General features: G+C 59.3%; 18 protein-coding genes. 9 read left to right on the plus strand and 9 right to left on the minus strand.

Going from position 1 to position 18,433, the window contains the following annotated elements:
• Nucleotides 1–9: 9 nt before the first annotated feature.
• The gene (locus QA646_RS11050; protein WP_283055507.1) at nucleotides 10–903 is read right to left on the minus strand and encodes a DMT family transporter; all 894 of its coding nucleotides are present in this window, start codon (nucleotides 901–903) and stop codon (nucleotides 10–12) included.
• Between the two features lie 396 nt (nucleotides 904–1,299).
• Between QA646_RS11050 and QA646_RS11055 the strand changes: the two genes are divergently transcribed.
• Genes QA646_RS11055 through QA646_RS11065 form a run of 3 tightly spaced genes read left to right on the plus strand, consistent with a single transcriptional unit; the run spans nucleotide 1,300 to nucleotide 4,495 of the window.
• The gene (locus QA646_RS11055) at nucleotides 1,300–2,709 is read left to right on the plus strand and encodes a circularly permuted type 2 ATP-grasp protein (RefSeq protein WP_283055508.1); all 1,410 of its coding nucleotides are present in this window, start codon (nucleotides 1,300–1,302) and stop codon (nucleotides 2,707–2,709) included.
• Between the two features lie 7 nt (nucleotides 2,710–2,716).
• Entirely contained in the window at nucleotides 2,717–3,658 is a 942-nt protein-coding gene (locus QA646_RS11060; protein ID WP_283055509.1) for an alpha-E domain-containing protein, read from the plus strand.
• Nucleotides 3,659–3,670: 12 nt separating this feature from the next.
• Nucleotides 3,671–4,495 carry a transglutaminase family protein gene (locus QA646_RS11065; protein WP_283055510.1) on the plus strand — a complete coding sequence of 275 codons (825 nt, stop codon included), beginning with the start codon at nucleotides 3,671–3,673 and terminating at the stop codon, nucleotides 4,493–4,495.
• Between the two features lie 2 nt (nucleotides 4,496–4,497).
• Here QA646_RS11065 and QA646_RS11070 read toward each other — a convergent pair whose 3' ends face one another.
• The 7 genes from QA646_RS11070 to chvE all read right to left on the minus strand — a co-directional run bounded on the left by QA646_RS11070 (nucleotide 4,498) and on the right by chvE (nucleotide 13,498).
• Nucleotides 4,498–4,974, minus strand: coding sequence for a cupin domain-containing protein (locus tag QA646_RS11070; RefSeq protein WP_283055511.1), 477 nt, complete (start codon nucleotides 4,972–4,974; stop codon nucleotides 4,498–4,500).
• A 179-nt stretch (nucleotides 4,975–5,153) separates the two neighbouring features.
• Complete coding sequence (gene araD, locus QA646_RS11075; protein WP_283055512.1) at nucleotides 5,154–6,899, minus strand: L-arabinonate dehydratase; 1,746 nt, start codon at nucleotides 6,897–6,899, stop codon at nucleotides 5,154–5,156.
• A gap of 63 nt (nucleotides 6,900–6,962) precedes the next feature.
• Entirely contained in the window at nucleotides 6,963–8,396 is a 1,434-nt protein-coding gene (locus QA646_RS11080) for an aldehyde dehydrogenase family protein (RefSeq protein ID WP_283055513.1), read from the minus strand.
• Between the two features lie 66 nt (nucleotides 8,397–8,462).
• Nucleotides 8,463–9,461 carry an AraD1 family protein gene (gene araD1, locus QA646_RS11085; RefSeq protein ID WP_283055514.1) on the minus strand — a complete coding sequence of 333 codons (999 nt, stop codon included), beginning with the start codon at nucleotides 9,459–9,461 and terminating at the stop codon, nucleotides 8,463–8,465.
• A 120-nt stretch (nucleotides 9,462–9,581) separates the two neighbouring features.
• Nucleotides 9,582–10,793 carry a multiple monosaccharide ABC transporter permease gene (mmsB, locus tag QA646_RS11090; protein ID WP_283055515.1) on the minus strand — a complete coding sequence of 404 codons (1,212 nt, stop codon included), beginning with the start codon at nucleotides 10,791–10,793 and terminating at the stop codon, nucleotides 9,582–9,584.
• 2 nt (nucleotides 10,794–10,795) lie between these two features.
• Nucleotides 10,796–12,328, minus strand: coding sequence for a multiple monosaccharide ABC transporter ATP-binding protein (gene mmsA / locus QA646_RS11095; RefSeq protein WP_283055516.1), 1,533 nt, complete (start codon nucleotides 12,326–12,328; stop codon nucleotides 10,796–10,798).
• Between the two features lie 105 nt (nucleotides 12,329–12,433).
• On the minus strand, nucleotides 12,434–13,498 hold the full coding sequence (gene chvE, locus QA646_RS11100; protein ID WP_283055517.1) for a multiple monosaccharide ABC transporter substrate-binding protein: 1,065 nt from the start codon (nucleotides 13,496–13,498) through the stop codon (nucleotides 12,434–12,436).
• 272 nt (nucleotides 13,499–13,770) lie between these two features.
• On the opposite strand from chvE, the gene QA646_RS11105 reads away from it, so the two are divergent.
• Nucleotides 13,771–14,793 (plus strand): LysR family transcriptional regulator, encoded by a 1,023-nt coding sequence (locus tag QA646_RS11105; protein WP_283058842.1) that lies wholly within the window; start codon nucleotides 13,771–13,773, stop codon nucleotides 14,791–14,793.
• 48 nt (nucleotides 14,794–14,841) lie between these two features.
• A complete protein-coding gene (locus QA646_RS11110; RefSeq protein ID WP_283055518.1) occupies nucleotides 14,842–15,312 on the plus strand; it encodes a hypothetical protein in 471 nt (156 codons plus the stop codon).
• Here QA646_RS11110 and QA646_RS11115 read toward each other — a convergent pair whose 3' ends face one another.
• Complete coding sequence (locus tag QA646_RS11115) at nucleotides 15,313–15,573, minus strand: hypothetical protein (RefSeq protein WP_283055519.1); 261 nt, start codon at nucleotides 15,571–15,573, stop codon at nucleotides 15,313–15,315. It lies immediately after the preceding gene.
• Nucleotides 15,574–15,819: 246 nt separating this feature from the next.
• Here QA646_RS11115 and iolG point away from each other — a divergent pair, with 246 nt between their 5' ends.
• From iolG to QA646_RS11135, 4 genes are all read left to right on the plus strand, one after another.
• A complete protein-coding gene (gene iolG, locus QA646_RS11120; protein ID WP_283055520.1) occupies nucleotides 15,820–16,812 on the plus strand; it encodes an inositol 2-dehydrogenase in 993 nt (330 codons plus the stop codon).
• Nucleotides 16,813–17,026: 214 nt separating this feature from the next.
• Entirely contained in the window at nucleotides 17,027–17,341 is a 315-nt protein-coding gene (locus tag QA646_RS11125) for a metalloregulator ArsR/SmtB family transcription factor (protein WP_283058843.1), read from the plus strand.
• Nucleotides 17,338–17,697 carry an SRPBCC domain-containing protein gene (locus tag QA646_RS11130; RefSeq protein ID WP_283055521.1) on the plus strand — a complete coding sequence of 120 codons (360 nt, stop codon included), beginning with the start codon at nucleotides 17,338–17,340 and terminating at the stop codon, nucleotides 17,695–17,697. The genes QA646_RS11125 and QA646_RS11130 overlap by 4 nt, the downstream gene beginning before the upstream one ends.
• A 44-nt stretch (nucleotides 17,698–17,741) precedes the next feature.
• Complete coding sequence (locus tag QA646_RS11135) at nucleotides 17,742–18,365, plus strand: ATP-dependent Clp protease proteolytic subunit (protein ID WP_283055522.1); 624 nt, start codon at nucleotides 17,742–17,744, stop codon at nucleotides 18,363–18,365.
• Nucleotides 18,366–18,433 lie beyond the last annotated feature (68 nt).

The raw sequence follows: 18,433 nt of genomic DNA on the forward strand, positions 1-18,433 counted from the left end.
TTCTCTACCCTATTCCGGCACCACATCCGCCGTGCGCCTGTTGGTGAGATAGACACCGATGACTACGATCAACGTGCCGATAATGATCGGTAGGGTCAGCGGTTCGCCGAAGACGATCGCGGCTTCGATAGCGACGGCGGGTGGCATCAGGTAGATCAGCGAAGCGGCGCGCGACACCTGACCGCGGCGAATGAGATAGAGCAGTAGACCGACGGCGCCCATCGACAGGCCGAAGACCGACCAGCCGAGGGAAAAAAATGCTTCGTGCGTACCGTCGAAGTGCAAATCTTCAAATGTCAGCGCTAAAGGCGCGGTGACGATGATAGCGCCAACATATTGCAGCGTTGCGATAGTCCGGAGATCGCCGGTCTGCAGATGACGTTTTTGGTAAAGCGTGCCGTAGGTCACCGAGACCATCGACAATAGATTGACGCCGAGCGGAATCGCCGATTGCCAAAGATTGGCTGTATCCGATGCCAAAAGCTTCGGCGAGATGGCAATCGCGATGCCCATGAAGCCGAGCAGCAAACCAAGCCGCTGCGCCGGCTGCAGGCGCTCGCCGACCAGATAGGGCGCAGCCATCGCCGTCATCAGCGGCTGCAGCGCAGCGATGATGCCCGAAATCCCTGCAGGCACGCCGGTGGCGATCGCCCACCAGAGGCCGCCGAGATAAAATCCATGCAGAAACATGCCGGAATAAATGGCGCGGAAGACGCTGGACCAATCACGCGGCCATCGCGCACCGGTGAAAGCGCAAAATAGAACGAAAGCGAGCGCGGACAGGCTGTACCGGATCAAGAGAAAGGTAAATGGACCCGCGTGCATCGTCGCATATTTCGCAACGATCCAGCCCGTGGACCAAAGAAAGACGAAGATCGCCGGCGCGAATGTGTCGAGGGACATGGAGGCTCTGATTGAGGTTGATGTCGCAGGCTGGATCCGGACCTGATTGAAACCGGAACGTCACATGCGCAGGGGCAACCGCTGATAACCGAAGACAGTCGAAGCGTCAAAATCGAACCGCTGAACCCAACCATCAATTTTTCTTCATATCGACTTCCCGACTGTTTGGCTTTGAGGGATTCAGCGCTCCCCATGCGCCGGCGATAAAATAAGCACGCGCTTAGATTTTGATCGCAGCGCCGCGGCAACAAACTTTCGTTTACGAGAGCATCGACCCAAAAAGCCTGGAATTCCGGCATTTTCGACGGCTTCGAAATTCGTGCACGCAAACGCGCATACTTCTTGCATTGTCAAAACTGTTGTATTCAAATGGGAAAAAACATGGGGACCGCGCCTTTGGCATTTGATGAAATGATTACTGCGGATGAAGATCCGCGCACACCTTACGAAAAATACTTCGAGTGGTACTCAGGCCAGGATAGAGGCCACCTCATTGCCAAATCCCGCGATGCGGAAAATATCTTCCGAAAAACCGGCATTACCTTCGCAGTCTACGGCCACGCGGACTCCGCCGAAAAGCTCATCCCCTTCGACATTATCCCACGCATCATTTCCGGCCGAGAATGGCGCAAGCTCGCCCAAGGCATCGAACAGCGCGTCATCGCGCTCAATGCCTTCCTCGACGATATCTACCATAAGCAGGAGATCATCCGCGCCGGCCGCATCCCGCGCGAGTTGATCGAAAAGAACGATGCTTTCCTGCCCGAGATGATCGGCTTCCGCCCACCGGGCGGTGTCTACACCCATATCGTCGGCACCGATATCGTACGCACCGGCGAGGACCAGTTTTACGTGCTGGAAGACAATGCCCGCACGCCCTCCGGCGTCAGCTACATGCTGGAAAACCGGGAAACCATGATGCAGATGTTCCCGGAGCTGTTCCATCTGAACAAGGTGCAGCGGGTCGAGGACTATCCGCTGCTGCTGCGCCAGAGCCTCGCCTCGCTCGCGCCTCGCGGCTGCAACGGCAAGCCGCGCGTCGCCGTTCTGACCCCCGGCATCTACAATTCCGCCTATTACGAGCATTCCTTCCTTGCCGACATGATGGGTGTGGAGTTGGTCGAAGGCTCGGATCTGCGCGTCATCGACGGCAAGGTGAAGATGCGCACCACACGCGGCTATGAAGCGATCGATGTGCTCTATCGCCGCGTGGACGATGACTTCCTCGACCCCCTCACCTTCCGCGCGGATTCGGCCCTCGGCATCCCCGGCATCATGGATGTCTATCGCGCCGGCCACATCACCATCGCCAATGCGCCCGGTACCGGCATCTCCGACGACAAGGCGATCTATTCCTACATGCCGGAGATCGTCGAATTCTACACCGGCCGCAAGCCGATCCTCGAAAACGTGCCGACCTGGCGCTGTTCCGAGCCGGCCAGCCTGAAATATGTGCTGGAGAACCTGGCCGACCTCGTTGTCAAGGAAGTGCATGGTTCCGGCGGCTACGGCATGCTCGTCGGCCCGACCGCCTCGAAGAAGGAGCGGACCGAATTCGCCGAGAAACTGAAGGCCAAACCAAATAATTATATCGCCCAGCCGACCCTTTCGCTGTCGACCGTGCCGATCCTGGTCAACAAGGGCATAGCCCCCCGCCATGTCGACCTGCGCCCCTATGTCCTCGTGTCAGATAAGGTGCAGATCATTCCAGGCGGCTTGACCCGCGTGGCACTGAAGGAAGGCTCGCTGGTGGTCAATTCCAGCCAGGGCGGCGGCACCAAAGATACCTGGGTTCTGGAGGACTGAAACGGACATGCTTGGAAGAACCGCGAATGGCCTCTACTGGATGTTCCGTTACATCGAGCGCGCCGAAAACATAGCCCGTCTGGTCGATGCCGGCCAACGCATGTCGCTGACCCGCAGCGGTGCAGTGGAAGACGATTGGGATGGCGTCTTGCAGAGCGCCGGCGTGCGCGAAGCCTATAACGAGGTGCACGGCAAGCTGACTGGCGCCGACGCGATCGATTATCTGATCCGCGACCGCTCCAATCCGTCGAGCGTGATGTCCTGCATCGATTATGGCCGCAACAACGCCCGCATGGTCCGCACGGCGCTCACCCGCGACACCTGGGAAGCCACCAACGAATGCTGGATCGAGCTGAAGACATTGCTTGCCAAGCGCCTGAAGACCGCCGAAGTGCCGGAGATGATCGAGGTCATCAAACGCCGCGCCGGATTGATCCGCGGCGCGTTTCACGGCTCGATGCTGCGCAACGAACTTTACAACTTCGCCCGCATCGGCACCTTCATCGAACGTGCCGACAATACCGCGCGCATTCTCGACGTGAAATATTACGTGCTGCTGCCGTCGATCTCGCATGTCGGCTCGTCGCTCGACAATGCGCAATGGGAATCGATCCTGCGCTCGGTCTCGGCCCATCGCGCCTATAAATGGGCATATGATCCGGAGTACAAGCCGGCCAACATTGCCGACTTCCTGATCCTCAATGGCCAGATGCCGCGCTCGCTTGCCTATTGCTACGAAAAGATCGTCAGCAATATCGGCTATCTCGGGGCGGAGTACGATCAGCGGCTCCCCGCACACGACACGGCAGATGCCATCCGCAAGATGCTGCAAACGCTCACCGTCAAGAGCATCATGGATCAGGGACTGCATGAATTCCTGGAGGATTTCGTTTCGCGCAACAATAAGCTCAGCGCGGAAATCTCCGACGGCTACCGGTTCTATCAGTAAGCGGATCACATTATGAGACTGACGATCAGCCATACCACCGAATACCGCTACGACGAACCGGCGCAGTTTTCATTGCAGCGCCTCCGGCTCACGCCACTCACCGGTCCTGGCCAGACTGTCCTCGATTGGAAGCTGAAGGTCGAGGGCGCCCATCCGGAAGTGGAATATGAGGACCAGTTCGCCAATCGCGTGACGCTTGTTTCACTCGACGGCGCACAGGACGCTACCCGGATCGTTGCCACCGGCGAGATCGAAACGCAGGATCTGAATGGCGTCATCGGCCAGCATAGCGGCTTCAGTCCGCTCTGGCTCTTCCTGCGGGAAACGCCGCGCACAAAGGCCGGTAAGCTTACGAAGGAGCTGTTGCGCAGCCTTTCCGGCGACAACGAACTCGGCAAGATGCATGCGCTGATGGGCGCAATCCACCAGACGGTGGAATACAAGCCCGGCACCAGCGACACGGAAACGACCGCGGAACAGGCCCTGGAAAAGAAGAGCGGCGTCTGCCAGGACCATGCCCACATCTTCATTTCCGGCGCCCGCGCCCTGCGCATCCCGGCCCGCTATGTCTCAGGCTATCTCCTGATGGAAGGCGCCACCGAGCAGGCCGCGACACATGCCTGGGCTGAAGCGCATATTCCAGGCCTCGGTTGGGTCGGTTTCGATCCGGCCAATGACGTCTGCCCCGATGCGCGCTACGTTCGCATCGCCACCGGCCTCTGCTATCGCGACGCTGCCCCCGTCTCCGGCATGCGCCTCGGCACGCCGGGCGAAAGCCTCTCGGTCAAGGTGACGGTGGCGAACCAGGGACAAAGCCAAAGTCAGAGCCAAAGCTGAGTTCAGTGCGCCTCGCCATCGGGCAACAAGAATTCCAGCCCGTTGCGCCGCCCGATCTCAACCACACGCGGAATATCCGGCGGTTGCCCGCCAGGCGGCGGCAGGTCGCGCGTGCCCACCGGCATCGCCTTGCCTGCTTCTGTAAAGAAGCCATCGTGAACGCGGCCGGGTGAATTGATGATTAGAAGCCGTCCCGGCGCCGAGCCGATATTGCGGAACGCATGAATGGCGCCTGTCGGTATCTTGACGAAACTACCGGCCTGCGCCTGGACGGTCTCGCCATCGACCATGAATTCGAACAGCCCGTCAAGGATATAAAACGCCTGGTCATCATCGGGATGCCTGTTCGGCGGCGCCCCCGCCCCTGGCGCCGTCAGCGTCTCGATAAGGCAATAGGCCCCACCTGTATCGGTGCTGTGAGCATGGAAACGAAAAAGATTGCCAAAAAGATAGTAGGTATCGGCCTGCAAGGCTGACATAGCGATCCCCCGATGCCGGATTAAGGATGCGATCCGAAAGAGACTATATCATGAACTGCTGATCAAAGCAGCGCAGCCCGAACCATGCGCCGATATGCGCCGCCCATCTGCCGAACGGACGCAGCATACGAAAGGGGCGGAACTTCCGTCCCGCCCCTTTCCAATTCCAATCGCCAAACTCAGTGGCTGTCGCGATTGTTCGGGATTTCCGAGCCGCGCGGGCCGACGAGGAAATCAAGGTCGGCGCCGGTATCTGCCTGCATGACCGAATTCACATAGAGACCGCCGTAACCGCCGGTGAGCGGCTTGACCGGGGAAACCCAGGCGGCGCGGCGCTTTGCCAGTTCCTCATCCGACACTTCGAGCTGGATGGTGCGGGCAGGAACGTCGACGGCGATGATGTCGCCGTTCTGAACCAGGGCCAGCGGTCCGCCATCAGCGGCTTCCGGAGCCGTGTGCAGGATGACGGTGCCATAGGCCGTACCGGACATGCGCGCATCCGAGATGCGGATCATGTCGGTGATGCCCTTTTTCAGCACCTTCGGCGGCAAGCCCATGTTGCCGACTTCGGCCATGCCCGGATAACCCTTCGGGCCGCAGTACTTCAGCACCATGACGCAGTTCTCGTCGATGTCGAGATCATCGCGGTTGATGCGGGCGTGATAGTCCTCGATGCTTTCGAAGACCACGGCGCGGCCCTTGTGCTGCATCAGATGCGGCGAAGCGGCTGAAGGCTTGAGAACTGCGCCCTTAGGAGCCAAGTTGCCACGCAGAACCGCGATGCCGCCGGACTGCGTCAGCGCCTTTTCGCGCGGTACGATAACGTCGTCATTATAGTTGACAACATCCTTCACGCCAGCCCAGATCGTATCACCGGTGACCGTGATGGCGTCCTTGTGCAGCAGGCCCATGTCGCCGACTGCCTTAATGACGACGGGCAGACCGCCGGCATAGTAGAACTCTTCCATCAGATGCTTGCCCGACGGCTGCAGGTTCACGATCGTAGGCACTTCGCGGCCAAGGCGATCCCAATCGTCGAGTGACAGATCGACACCGACGCGGCCGGCAAGCGCCAGCAGGTGCAGAACGGCATTGGTCGAACCGCCGACGGCGCCATTGACGCGGATCGCGTTCTCGAACGCTTCCTTGGTCAGAATGTCTGACGGTTTCAGGTCTTCCTTGACCATGTCGACGATGCGGCGACCAGAAAGCTGGGAAATGACGCGACGACGGGCATCGACAGCCGGGATGGCGGCATTGCCGGGCAACGTCATGCCGAGCGCTTCCGCCATCGACGCCATGGTCGAAGCCGTACCCATTGTCATGCAGCTACCGGCTGAGCGGGCCATGCCCTGCTCCGCATCCATGAATTCTTCCAGCGTCATCTCGCCGGACTTGACCATTTCCGAAAACTGCCAGACGGCTGTGCCGGAACCGACATCCTTGCCGCGCCACTTGCCGTTCAGCATCGGACCGCCGGAAACGAGGATGACCGGGATGTCGACCGAAGCCGCACCCATCAGCAAGCTCGGCGTGGTCTTATCGCAGCCGCCGAGCAGCACGACGCCATCGACCGGATTGCCGCGGATCGCTTCTTCAACATCCATGGCCGCGAGGTTGCGGAACATCATGGCCGTCGGGCGCAGCGTGCTTTCGCCAACGGAGAAGACCGGGAATTCAACCGGGAAACCACCGGCCTCGTAGACACCGCGCTTCACGCGCTCTGCAAGATCGCGCAGGTGCGCGTTGCAGGGCGTCAGCTCCGACCAAGTGTTACAGATGCCGATGATCGGCCGGCCGTCGAACGTGTCCGCCGGAAGGCCCTGGTTCTTCATCCAGGAGCGATGCATGATCGCGTTCTTGCCGGTGCCGCCGAACCAGTCATAGGAACGCAGCTTACGCGGCCATTCAGCTTTCTTTTTCATTGTCTCAGTACCTTTTGCGTCGCCCAGGCCGCCTCGTTCGCGCCTGGGCTTTGAAGTCGTTGATCAGGCCAGCGTGTATGCGGTCTTGACGGTGGTGAAGAACTCGGCGGCATATTTGCCCTGCTCGCGCGGGCCGAAGGACGAACCCTTGCGGCCGCCGAACGGCACGTGGAAATCGACACCGGCGGTCGGCAGGTTGACCATCACCATGCCGGCTTCGGAATTGCGCTTGAAATGCGTCGCATGCTTCAGGCTCGTCGTGGCAATGCCGGAGGACAGGCCGAACGGCGTGTCGTTGGCCGTTGCCAGCGCCTCTTCGTAATCCTTCACCCGGATGACTGAAGCGACCGGCCCGAAGATCTCCTCGCGGCTGATGCGCATCTGGTTCGTCGCTTCGGTAAACAGCGTCGGCTGCAGATAGAAACCGGGCGTTTCGCGGCTGATAAGTTCGCCGCCGAAGGCAAGCTTGGCGCCTTCCTGCTTGCCGATCTCGATATAGTCCGTGTCGGTCTTCAACTGCTTGGCATCGACGACCGGACCTATATGGGTGCCGGCCTTGACGGCGTTGTCGACGTTCAGCGTCTTCAGCTTTTCCGTCAGTGCCGCCACGAACCTGTCGTGAATGCCTTCGGTGACAATGAGGCGCGACGAGGCCGTACAGCGCTGGCCGGTCGAGAAGAAGGCGGAATTGGCAGCCGCCTCGACGGCAACGGTCAGGTCGGCATCGTCAAGCACGACCATCGGGTTTTTGCCGCCCATTTCAAGCTGATACTTGCGGCCATGCTCGACTGAGGAGAGTGCCACGCGCTTGCCGGTGCCAACCGAACCGGTGAAGGTGATGCCGGAAAGAACCGGGCTGTCGAGCATTGCCTGGCCGACGACCGAGCCCTTGCCCATGACGAGGTTCAAGACACCCTTCGGCAGGCCGGCGCGGTGGAGAATATCGGCGATCGCCCAGGAACAGCCGGGCACGAGATCGGCCGGCTTGAAGACGACGGTGTTGCCGTAGCAGAGCGCCGGCGCGATCTTCCAGGCCGGAATGGCAATCGGGAAGTTCCAGGGGGTGATGACACCGATGACGCCAAGCGGCTCCCGAGTGATCTCGACACCGATGTTCGGGCGCACGGAAGGAACCACCTCCCCCGACAGGCGCAGGGCCTCGCCGGCGAAGAATTCGAAGATCTGCGCGGCGCGGATCGTTTCGCCGATTGCTTCCGGAAGCGTCTTGCCCTCTTCGCGGGCAAGCAGCGCGCCGAGTTCTTCCTTGCGGGCCAAGATCTCGTCGCCTGCCTTCTTCAGGATGGTATGGCGCTCCAGAATGCCGGAGCGCGACCAGGCTGGGAAAGCGGCCTTGGCCGCAGCAATGGCGTCGGCTACATCCTGCACGCTGGCGCTGGCATAGAGGCCGACGACTTCGTTGGTATCAGACGGATTGATATTCTCGGCGCCGGTCGTGCCGGTCCATTCGCCGGCGATCAGATTCTGATGAATGGTCATGGCTTCATGCCTTCCTGGATCTTCTTGGAAACGGCCGGTCACACAGGTGTAGCCGGCCTCGACACATTAGAGCTGGCGAACGGCCACTTTCTCTTCGGCGGCAATGGCAAGCCGATTGCGCAGCGGCAGGCCGAAGTCGGCCACTTCGATTTCGAAGACATCGCCGGCTTCCGGCTTGATGCCTTCCGCGAAGGAGAGCGTCGCTGTGCCGAACATATGGACATGGATGTCGCCGGGGATGCGGAACAGGCCGTACTTGAAATGATGGTATTCGAGATTGGCGAAAGTATGCGACATGTTCGCCTCGCCCGAGAGGAAGGGCTTTTCGAAGATCACCTTGTCGCCGCGCTTGATGCGCGAAGTGCCCCGGATATCTTCCGGCGCGGCGCCGATACGGATTTCCGGGCCGAAGCTTGCCGGACGCAGCTTGGAATGGGCGAGATAGAGATAGTTGATCCGCTCAGTGACGTGATCGGAAAATTCGTTCGAGAGCGCAAAGCCGATCCGGAACGGTGAGCCGTCCTTGGCGATGATATAAATGCCCGCCATCTCCGGCTCCTCGCCGCCATCGAGCGCGAAAGACGGAGAGATAAGCGCCGCGCCGGGTGCTGCCGCACCATAGCCGTTGCCCTTGTAGAACCATTCGGGCTGAACGCCCTTTTCGCCGTCCTTCGGCTTGCCGCCTTCGATGCCCATCTTGAACATCTTCATCGAGTCGGTCAGCGTCTCTTCAGCAGCTTCGCTCGTCTTCTTGTGCATGGAATCGCGGGTCGCAGCCGAGCCGAGATGGGTCAGGCCGGTGCCGGTCAGATGCAGGTGTGCGGCATCGGGATGGGTGATCGGCGGCAGGAAACGACCTTCGGCATACGCTTTTTCCAGATCGATCTCTTCGCCAAGCCCATGCGCCTCAATGACAGAGACGAGAGATTTGTCGTTATCGGCGGCTTCCATGGCCAAGGCGTAGACGCTGCCGGCATTCACAACAGCCTTAGCAGGGGTGCCCGGCCCATTGCGCACGGCGACGACAATTCCGCCGTTCGAACCCTTGATCTGGGAAATGAGCATGTTTTTCATCCTTTTCTAATGGAAGGAGATCGGATGCGATCTCCCGCTCCGGCTCTCAGCGAGAGCCGGACTCTGTCGTGGATTTGGTTCTAGATCGTTGGCTGGTCGCGCGAGCCGCGATCAGCCCCGGTTCTTGTTGTAGACGTCAAGGAAGACGGCGGCGAGCAGCACCGCACCCTTGACCATCTGCTGGTAGTCCGTGCCCAGGCCGTGCAGCGACATGCCGTTGTTCATGACACCCATGATGAAGGCGCCGATGACGGCACCGGTGATCTTGCCGACACCGCCGGAGGCAGAGGCACCGCCGATGAAGCAGGCCGCGATCACGTCGAGTTCCAGACCCGTGCCACCCTTGGCGGTGGCCGAGTTCAGGCGCGTTGCAACGATGATGCCGGCCAGACCGGCAAGCACGCCGATGTTGACGAAGGTGTAGAAGCTCAGGCGCTGGGTATTGATACCCGACAACTTGGTCGCCTTTTCATTGCCGCCCATGGCATAGATGCGGCGACCGATGGTCGTGCGGCGCGTGATGAAGGCATAGCCCGCAATCAGCACCAGCATCAGGACCAGAACATTCGGCAGGCCCTTATAGGTGGACAGCAGATAGCCAAGAAACAGGATCGCGACGCTGACGAGCAGATTTTGCGCCATAAAGAAGCTGAAGGGCTCGACATCGATGCCGTGGCTTTCATTGACCTGACGGCGACGCCAGGCAAGAACGAAGAGAACGACCGGGATGATGGCGGACAGCAGCAGCGAGGTGGAATGGATCGTCCCCATGTCGATGAAATCGGGAATGAAACCGGTGCTGATCAACTGGTAATCCGGCGGGAACGGACCGATGCTGGTACCGCTGCCCGCAGCCGTCATGACCGACAGGGTCAAACCGCGGAAGATCAGCATGCCCGCAAGCGTCACGATGAAGGACGGAATGCGGTGATAGGCAATGAAATAGCCCTGGGCGGCGCCGACCGCGCCGCCGAGCGCGAGGCAGATCACCGTCGCCAAAACGTAGTTCATGTGCCACTCGGCAATGAGAATAGCCGCGACCGCGCCGATGAAGCCGACGATCGAGCCGACCGACAGGTCGATGTGTCCCGCGACGATCACCAGCAGCATGCCGAGCGCAACGATGACGATGAACGAATTCTGCAGAACCAGGTTTGTGAGGTTCAGGGGCCTGAAGAGAACGCCGCCGGTCGAAATCTGGAAAAACAACATGATCGCGATCAGTGCGATCAGCATGCCGTATTCCCGGATGTTGTTGCGGATGTATTCGCCAATGGAAATTACGTGGCTGGTATCTTCGGTGGCTGGGCTGGCCGTGGTCATTATTACTTCTCCCCTGAGCGCATGATAGCGCGCATGATGCTTTCCTGGCTCGCCTCTCCCTTCGGCAGTTCGGCGACGATCCGTCCTTCGTTCATGACGTAGATGCGGTCGCAGGTGCCGAGAAGCTCAGGCATTTCCGATGAAATCATCAGAACGCCCTTCCCGTCGGCGGCAAGCTGGTTGATGATGGAATAGATTTCGTATTTGGCGCCGACGTCGATGCCTCGCGTCGGCTCGTCGAGGATGAGCACCTCGGGATCGGAGAACAGCCACTTCGACAGCACCACCTTCTGCTGGTTGCCGCCGGAAAGATTGACTGCTTCCTGAAAAACACCGGAGCTGCGGATACGCAGCTTGGAACGGTAGTTGGTCGCGACCTGCAACTCGCGGACATCGTCGATTACGGTCGCCTTGGAGATACCGAACAGGTTGGCGAGGGTCGTATTGTGCAGGATGCTTTCGTTGAGGACCAGGCCGAGCTGCTTGCGGTCCTCGGTGACATAGGCAAGACCCGCGTCGATTGCCCTGCGCACCGTGCTGACATCCACCGGCTTGCCTTCGACCAACACCTCGCCGCTGACTTTGTGGCCATAGGATTTGCCGAAGACGCTCATGGCGAATTCGGTACGGCCGGCACCCATCAGGCCGGCAATGCCGACCACTTCGCCCTTGCGGACGTTGATATTGATGTTGTGCAGCACTTGGCGGTCGCGATGCTGCTGGTGGAAGGCGTTCCAGTTCTTGACCTCGAAGATCGTCTCGCCGATCGGCACCGAACGCGGCGGATAGCGATCCGCGAGCTCGCGGCCGACCATATTGCGAATGATGATGTCTTCGCTGATCGCCTCTTCATGACAGTTCAGCGTTTTCACCGTCATGCCGTCGCGCAGCACCGTGATTTCGTCGGCCACCTTTCGCACTTCGTTGAGCTTGTGGGTGATGATGATCGAGGTGATGCCCTGATTGCGGAACTCCATGAGGAGATTGAGGAGCGCATCCGAATCGCTTTCGTTGAGCGATGCGGTCGGCTCGTCGAGAATGAGTAGCTTCACGCTCTTCGAAAGGGCCTTGGCGATCTCGACGAGCTGCTGCTTGCCGACACCGATGTCGGTCACGAGCGTGTTCGGAGATTCCCTGAGGCCGACCTTGGCGAGGAGTTGCTTGGTGCGATTGAACGTCTGCTGCCAGTTGATCACGCCATTGGCGCCGACCTCGTTGCCCAGGAAGATGTTCTCGGCAATCGACAAAAGCGGCACGAGCGCCAGCTCCTGGTGGATGATGATGATGCCGACTTCTTCCGAGTCCTTGATGGTCTTGAACTGGCGAACCGCGCCGTCATAGAAGATGTCGCCGTCATAACTGCCGGCCGGATAAACACCCGAGAGCACCTTCATCAGGGTGGACTTGCCGGCCCCGTTTTCGCCCACCAAAGCGTGGATTTCGCCCTGACGGACCTTCAGATTGACATTTTCCAAAGCGTTCACACCGGGGAACGATTTGGTGATGCTCCGCATTTCGAGGATGGTATTGTCCATTGTCCGTATCCAACGCCCCAGCCGAACATAACAGACCGGGCGATCGTCATAAATATCAGAGCCAGGGCACGCCTTTCGGCGAGCCCTGGCCGGTATATCGGAAGATTACTTCAGCTGATCAGCCTTGTAATAGCCGCTTTCGACGAGAACCTTCTCGTAGTTGGTCTTGTCGACTGCGACCGGGGTCAGCAGGTAGGACGGAACGACCTTGACACCATTGTCGTAGGTCTTCGTGTCGTTGACTTCAGGCGTCTTGCCTTCCATCAGAGCGTTGACCATGTTGACGGTGACCTTTGCGAGATCACGGGTATCCTTGAAGATCGTGGAGTGCTGCTGGCCGGCAATGATGGACTTGACCGACGGAATTTCGGAGTCCTGACCGGTAACGATCGGCAGCGGCAGGTCGGCGGTGCCATAGCCTACGCCCTTGAGCGAGGAGATGATGCCGATGGAGAGACCGTCATACGGAGACAGAACAGCGTTGACGTGTGCGTCGGTGTAGTTAGCCGAGAGCAGGTTGTCCATACGAGCCTGAGCCGTTGCCGGGTCCCAACGCAGGGTACCGACCTTGTCCATGCCCATCTGACCGGACTTGACGACCAGCTTGCCGCTGTCGATGTACGGCTTCAGGACGGACATTGCGCCGTCATAGAAGAAGAAGGCGTTGTTGTCGTCCGGCGAACCGCCGAAGAGCTCGATGTTGAACGGGCCCTTGCCGTCCTTGAGGCCGAGGCCGTCGACGATCGAGTTAGCCTGGAGAACGCCGACCTTGAAGTTGTCGAAGGTAGCGTAGTAGTCGACGTTACCGCTGTCACGGATCAGGCGGTCATAAGCGATGACCTTGATGCCGGCGTCATGGGCCTTCTGCAGAACGTCGGACAGGGTCGTGCCGTCGATAGCGGCGATTACGAGAACCTTGACGCCCTTGGTGACCATGTTCTCGATCTGCGAGAGCTGGTTCGGAATGTCGTCATCGCCGTACTGCAGGTCGGTGCCGTAACCGGCGGCCTGAAGCTGCTTGACGATGTTGTTGCCGTCGTCGATCCAGCGAGCCGAAGCCTTGGTCGGCATGGCAATACCGACGGTGCCCTTGTCTGCCGCGAAGGCAGGCGCCACCAGAGTAGCGACGCTGAAGGCAGCGGCCGCCATCAATGAGATAATGGATTTCATTACTCTCTCCCTTGTTAATAATGCGGCGGACGAAAAAACGCCCGCCCGAAACTGCGGCAGGTTCCGTAGAAGGAATGGTTACTTCTAATTGTGAGAAACGAAGTAGGTCTCCTCCACGCTCTCACGTGCATGAGCTGCACCCAGCGCACGACCGGCAAACTCGTACGATTTCGTATAACTGTCAAATAGAATAACTGGCACAACATATATCCAGTTTGGTATAATGTTAAAAAATAGTACTTTTTTGCCGATGAATGGGAAATTTGGCCATGATGGAGAAAATATATAGCGATTATCCGAGTGAAAGCATCGAGATTCATTCGGACAGTTTTCGCGACGACACATTGCTCAAGGCCGGTTTGAAGCTCAATCACCTGCGCATGATCGTCACAATCGAGGACCATGGGCAGATTTCGGCCGCCGCTGAGTCGATGAACATCTCACAACCTGCGGCTTCGCGCATGCTGTCAGAAATGGAGTCGATCGTCAAAAGTCCGCTGTACGAACGTGTCGCACGCGGCGTCGTGCTCACACCTTTCGGCTTGGCGCTCGCCAAGCGGGCGCGCAAGATCCTGCTCGAACTGCGTGAGGTGAGTCGCGAGATCGGAGAGCTCAGAACCGGCAAGGGCGGCTCGGTCTTTCTCGGCGCCGTCACCGCGCCTGCGATCAGCCTCGTCGTTCCGGCGATTCAGCGCGTGACGCGCGCCTACCCCGGCATCGAGATCAATATAGAAGTCGAGACCAGCAACGTGCTCGCGCGTGAACTGCTCGCCGCCCGCCACGACTTCATCATCAGCCGCATTCCAGATGAGCTCGATCCGCGCCTGTTCAACGCCCATGAGATCGGCGTAGAAAAGGCCTGCCTCGTGGTCCGCAACGGCCATCCGCTGCTGGAGAAGGGCGTTGCCAGCCTTCAGGACCTGCCGGGTTATGACTGGGTCTTCCAGCCACCGGGCACATTGTTGCGACGCAAGGTGGAAGACATCTTCATCAGGGCCGGCGTCCCCCTGCCGGAAAACATTATCAACACCTCTTCGCTGCTTCTGACGCTTGCTATCGTTTGCAGGACGGATGCCATTACCCCGATCGCGCTCGATATGGCGCAATTCATATGCGGGCAGACATCAAAAGCCGGCGAATCCTGCATCCTGCCCATCGATTTCGATATCGACGTGAAGCCCTACAGCCTGATTACAGCCCGCGAGCGCGCCATGCCGCCAAGCGCCCTGCTGCTGCACGACATGATCCTGCAGGAAAGCAGAAACCCTGATCCGACGATCGGTTTGCAGCCATAAGCTCCACGCCAACTTGCACGTCTATCTAGAACTCTTCTGGAGGCAGGCATGTTGTTCGGGCAATCGCTGTTTCAATCCGTCCTCGATCGTCTCGATGCGGAGGAAGAAAAGTCTGAAAAGAATGAGACGGCGCATCGCATCCGCGGTCTCAATGTGAGCTTTGCCGCAACCGTTTTCGGAGGCGAGCCGGCGGCGGCGTCCCGTCCGGATGATGCCTATGTCGACAATCTCGGCAATGACATCCCTTCCCCCGAACCAATGCCGCCGGAACCTGAACCGAAGGAGCCGGAGCCGCCGGTGATGCCGGACTATCTCGCGCGAACCTCGCGGGAAGAGGTAGCTACCGAACTGGAAATCTCTTCGCAGACCACCCTTCAGTCTCTTCACGAAAAACGCCGCGCCTTCGCCAAGGCCAATCATCCGGACAGCGTCGCTCCGCCCTTTCGCGAGCAGGCGACGATGCGCATGATGATCGCCAATCAATTGATCGACGAGGCGATACGGCGTCTCGCGCGATAGCTATTTCTTTTCGTCCGTCGGCTCCTCGTCTTCCCCCTCGTCGCTCGCAACAGCACTTTCGGGGTGGGACTTGGGCGGCTGCGGATTGAAGCTGAAGAGCAGCATCCACGCGGCGTAAACGCCAAGGGCGCCTGCGAGGACGGCCCAGAAAGGCTGCGGCCCCAGAGCCTCGACGATCGCCCAGCCTAAGCAGACGGCAACGATCAGAACCCGCACCCAAAGCGGCTTGTAGACAGGATGGTTGGGATCGATCAGTTGCATGGGCCTCGTTCGCCTGTTGGAGAGAACTTGTCTTTAGCGCATGATCCGGAAAAGTGCGAAACGGTTTTGAAGGAGATTGTGCCGATCAAATCGGGCGCAGGGCGGCGATTTGAGGAAAAGCCATTCTCCCGACATGAATTTCGGAATTGTGAAATGCTGGCGGCTTGACGTCGCCATCGGAAAATGGAATGAAAATTCCATACGGATCATTATTCGGTTTATTTGTTCCGAATTAGGGAGGTGAAGATGACTGTCAGATTTGGTCTGCTCGGCGCCGGGCGCATCGGTAAAGTGCACGCAAAGGCCGTGAGCGGCGATGCCAACGCTAAACTCGTCGCAGTGGCGGATGCCTTTCCGGCCGCCGCCGAAGCGATTTCCTCCGCCTACGGCTGCGAAGTCCGCACCATCGAAGCGATCGAAGCCGCCAAGGACATCGACGCCGTCGTGATCTGCACGCCGACCGACACGCACGCCGATCTTATCGAGCGCTTTGCCCGGGCCGGCAAGGCAATTTTCTGCGAAAAGCCGATCGACCTCGATGTTGACCGCGTCAGGGCTTGCATCAAGGTGGTCAACGAGGCGAAGGGCAAGCTGATGGTCGGCTTCAACCGTCGCTTCGATCCGCATTTCATGGCGGTCAAGAAGGCCATCGACGACGGTCGCATCGGCACGGTCGAGATGGTGACGATCACCTCGCGCGATCCCGGTGCCCCGCCGGTCGACTATATCAAGCGTTCCGGCGGCATTTTCCGCGACATGACCATCCATGATTTCGACATGGCCCGCTTCCTGCTCGGCGAAGAGCCGGTCGCTGTCACCGCCACTGCCGCAGTCCTCGTCGACAAGGCGATCGGCGAGGCCGGCGATTACGACAGCGTCTCCGTCATCCTGCAGACCGCGTCCGGCAAGCAGGCGATCATCTCCAACTCGCGCCGCGCCACCTACGGCTACGATCAGCGCATCGAAATCCATGGTTCGAAGGGCATGGTCGCAGCCGAAAACCAGCGCCCCTTCTCCATCGAAATTGCCAATGGCGACGGCTATACCCGCCCGCCTCTGCACGACTTCTTCATGACCCGCTACACCGAGGCCTACGCCAACGAGATCGCAAGCTTCATCGCCGCGGTCGAAAAGGGCTCGGCGATCACGCCATCCGGCGCCGACGGCCTCGCCGCACTCAAGCTTGCGGACGCTGCGGTTCAATCCGTCAAGGACGGGAAGCTGGTTAAGGTCGACTAAGCCGTCGCCGTACCCGCAAAAGGATATTGCTCATCTAACAAATCCGTCGCGATTTACTTCGCGGCGGGCTTTTTCTTTGGCTGCTCCGTCGCAGCGCATGATCGTGACTTTTGGCAAGCACTAGAGGGTGTGCCGCCGTCAATCCGAGACTCAATTGACCGAGCTGTCGCGGAAAGCGCTTGCGAATCACATAAGTCCGTGCTTATCTGTTGCTATGATAGAGAACGAGATATTCCGAGCTTTGGCGGACCCTACCCGCCGCGCCATCTTTGAAAAGCTGGCTGCGGGCGGCATGAACGCTAGCGGCCTGCGCGAAGGCATGGAAATCAGCCAGCCGGCGATGTCCCAGCACCTTGCTGTCCTGCGGAGCGCCGGGCTGATCAGAGAGGAACGGCAGGGGCGTTTCGTGAATTACGAAGTCGATCCGGAGGGGCTCGCCCTCATCGCTCAGTGGCTGGCGAAATACCGCGCCTACTGGCCTGCCCGCATCGAAGCTCTCAAGGTCTTGCTGAAGGATATGGACCAATGAACGAACTGGATATTCCCGCACGGAAAAGCAATATCGAACTCGAATACGACCTCAACGAGCCGCCGCAAAAGGTCTGGCGCGCAGTCAGCACCCCTGAATTGCGGGAAAACTGGTTACCCAGCAAAGCCTTGGCCGATCGCGACGCGATTTCCGTCACACCGGGCGAAGAGGTTCGCTACAGGCTGCGGGATGATGAGCCACCATTCCTCGAAAGCACAGTGACGTTCAAGATAACCCCGAACGCAAGCGGCGGCACGAGCCTGCGCATCATCCACGAGCTTGATGATGCGAGGCTTCGAAGGACTGCAAAAGCTGCGGCGAACGATAACGGCTTCTCCGTCATGCGCGCCGCCTGACACGTAAGATCTGTGAACAATTTCAATCACATTGGAGTTCGCCGATGCGCGAAGCGATGCAACTCGTCCCTATGGTCGTAGAACAATCCAGCAGAGGAGAGCGGTCTTTCGACATCTATTCCCGTCTGCTGCGCGAGAGGATCATCTTCCTGAATGGTGAGGTGAACGATGCCGTCTCGGCGCTTGTCTGCGCGCAAATGCTGTTTCTCGAGGCGGAAAACCCGAAAAAGCCGATCAGCCTCTATGTCAATTCGCCGGGAGGGGTCGTAACCAGCGGCTTCGCCATGTACGACACCATGCGCTACATCCGCGCGCCGGTGCACACCCTCTGCATGGGGACTGCCCGCTCGATGGGGTCATTCCTGCTGATGGCAGGCGAACCGGGCCAGCGCGCCGCTTTGCCCAATGCCAGCATCCTGATTCACCAGCCTCTGGGTGGCTTCCAGGGCCAAGCCTCCGACATGCTGATCCACGCTGAGGAAATCAAGCGCACCAAGCACCGCATGACGCGGCTCTATGCCGAGCATTGCGGCCGTTCCTATGATGAATTCGAACGCGCCATGGACCGCGACCACTTCATGACGGCAGAAGAAGCTCTGGAATGGGGATTGATTGACCGCATTCTGCACGTTCGCGCGGAAGACCAGTTTTTGGGCTCAGCCTATTGATTTCAATAGCGGCGCCGACGCCCCTTATGCATGAGGCTGCGTATTTGGTTGAAGGCCGGTTGCCCGGC

This window comes from Rhizobium sp. CB3090, from assembly GCF_029714285.1.
In the GTDB taxonomy this organism is placed as follows: domain Bacteria; phylum Pseudomonadota; class Alphaproteobacteria; order Rhizobiales; family Rhizobiaceae; genus Rhizobium.

What these genes read in the sequence shown, in the direction of transcription:
- QA646_RS11060 (WP_283055509.1), top strand. Translation starts at nt 2,717, where the DNA reads ATGCTTGGAAGAACCGCGAATGGCCTCTACTGGATGTTCCGTTACATC.
- QA646_RS11110 (WP_283055518.1), top strand. Translation starts at nt 14,842, where the DNA reads ATGTTGTTCGGGCAATCGCTGTTTCAATCCGTCCTCGATCGTCTCGAT.
- chvE (WP_283055517.1), bottom strand. Translation starts at nt 13,498, where the DNA reads ATGAAATCCATTATCTCATTGATGGCGGCCGCTGCCTTCAGCGTCGCT.
- QA646_RS11080 (WP_283055513.1), bottom strand. Translation starts at nt 8,396, where the DNA reads ATGACCATTCATCAGAATCTGATCGCCGGCGAATGGACCGGCACGACC.
- QA646_RS11065 (WP_283055510.1), top strand. Translation starts at nt 3,671, where the DNA reads ATGAGACTGACGATCAGCCATACCACCGAATACCGCTACGACGAACCG.
- araD (WP_283055512.1), bottom strand. Translation starts at nt 6,899, where the DNA reads ATGAAAAAGAAAGCTGAATGGCCGCGTAAGCTGCGTTCCTATGACTGG.
- QA646_RS11050 (WP_283055507.1), bottom strand. Translation starts at nt 903, where the DNA reads ATGTCCCTCGACACATTCGCGCCGGCGATCTTCGTCTTTCTTTGGTCC.
- araD1 (WP_283055514.1), bottom strand. Translation starts at nt 9,461, where the DNA reads ATGCTCATTTCCCAGATCAAGGGTTCGAACGGCGGAATTGTCGTCGCC.
- QA646_RS11130 (WP_283055521.1), top strand. Translation starts at nt 17,338, where the DNA reads ATGAACGAACTGGATATTCCCGCACGGAAAAGCAATATCGAACTCGAA.
- mmsB (WP_283055515.1), bottom strand. Translation starts at nt 10,793, where the DNA reads ATGACCACGGCCAGCCCAGCCACCGAAGATACCAGCCACGTAATTTCC.
- iolG (WP_283055520.1), top strand. Translation starts at nt 15,820, where the DNA reads ATGACTGTCAGATTTGGTCTGCTCGGCGCCGGGCGCATCGGTAAAGTG.
- QA646_RS11115 (WP_283055519.1), bottom strand. Translation starts at nt 15,573, where the DNA reads ATGCAACTGATCGATCCCAACCATCCTGTCTACAAGCCGCTTTGGGTG.
- QA646_RS11105 (WP_283058842.1), top strand. Translation starts at nt 13,771, where the DNA reads ATGGAGAAAATATATAGCGATTATCCGAGTGAAAGCATCGAGATTCAT.
- QA646_RS11135 (WP_283055522.1), top strand. Translation starts at nt 17,742, where the DNA reads ATGCGCGAAGCGATGCAACTCGTCCCTATGGTCGTAGAACAATCCAGC.
- QA646_RS11070 (WP_283055511.1), bottom strand. Translation starts at nt 4,974, where the DNA reads ATGTCAGCCTTGCAGGCCGATACCTACTATCTTTTTGGCAATCTTTTT.
- QA646_RS11125 (WP_283058843.1), top strand. Translation starts at nt 17,027, where the DNA reads ATGATAGAGAACGAGATATTCCGAGCTTTGGCGGACCCTACCCGCCGC.
- mmsA (WP_283055516.1), bottom strand. Translation starts at nt 12,328, where the DNA reads ATGGACAATACCATCCTCGAAATGCGGAGCATCACCAAATCGTTCCCC.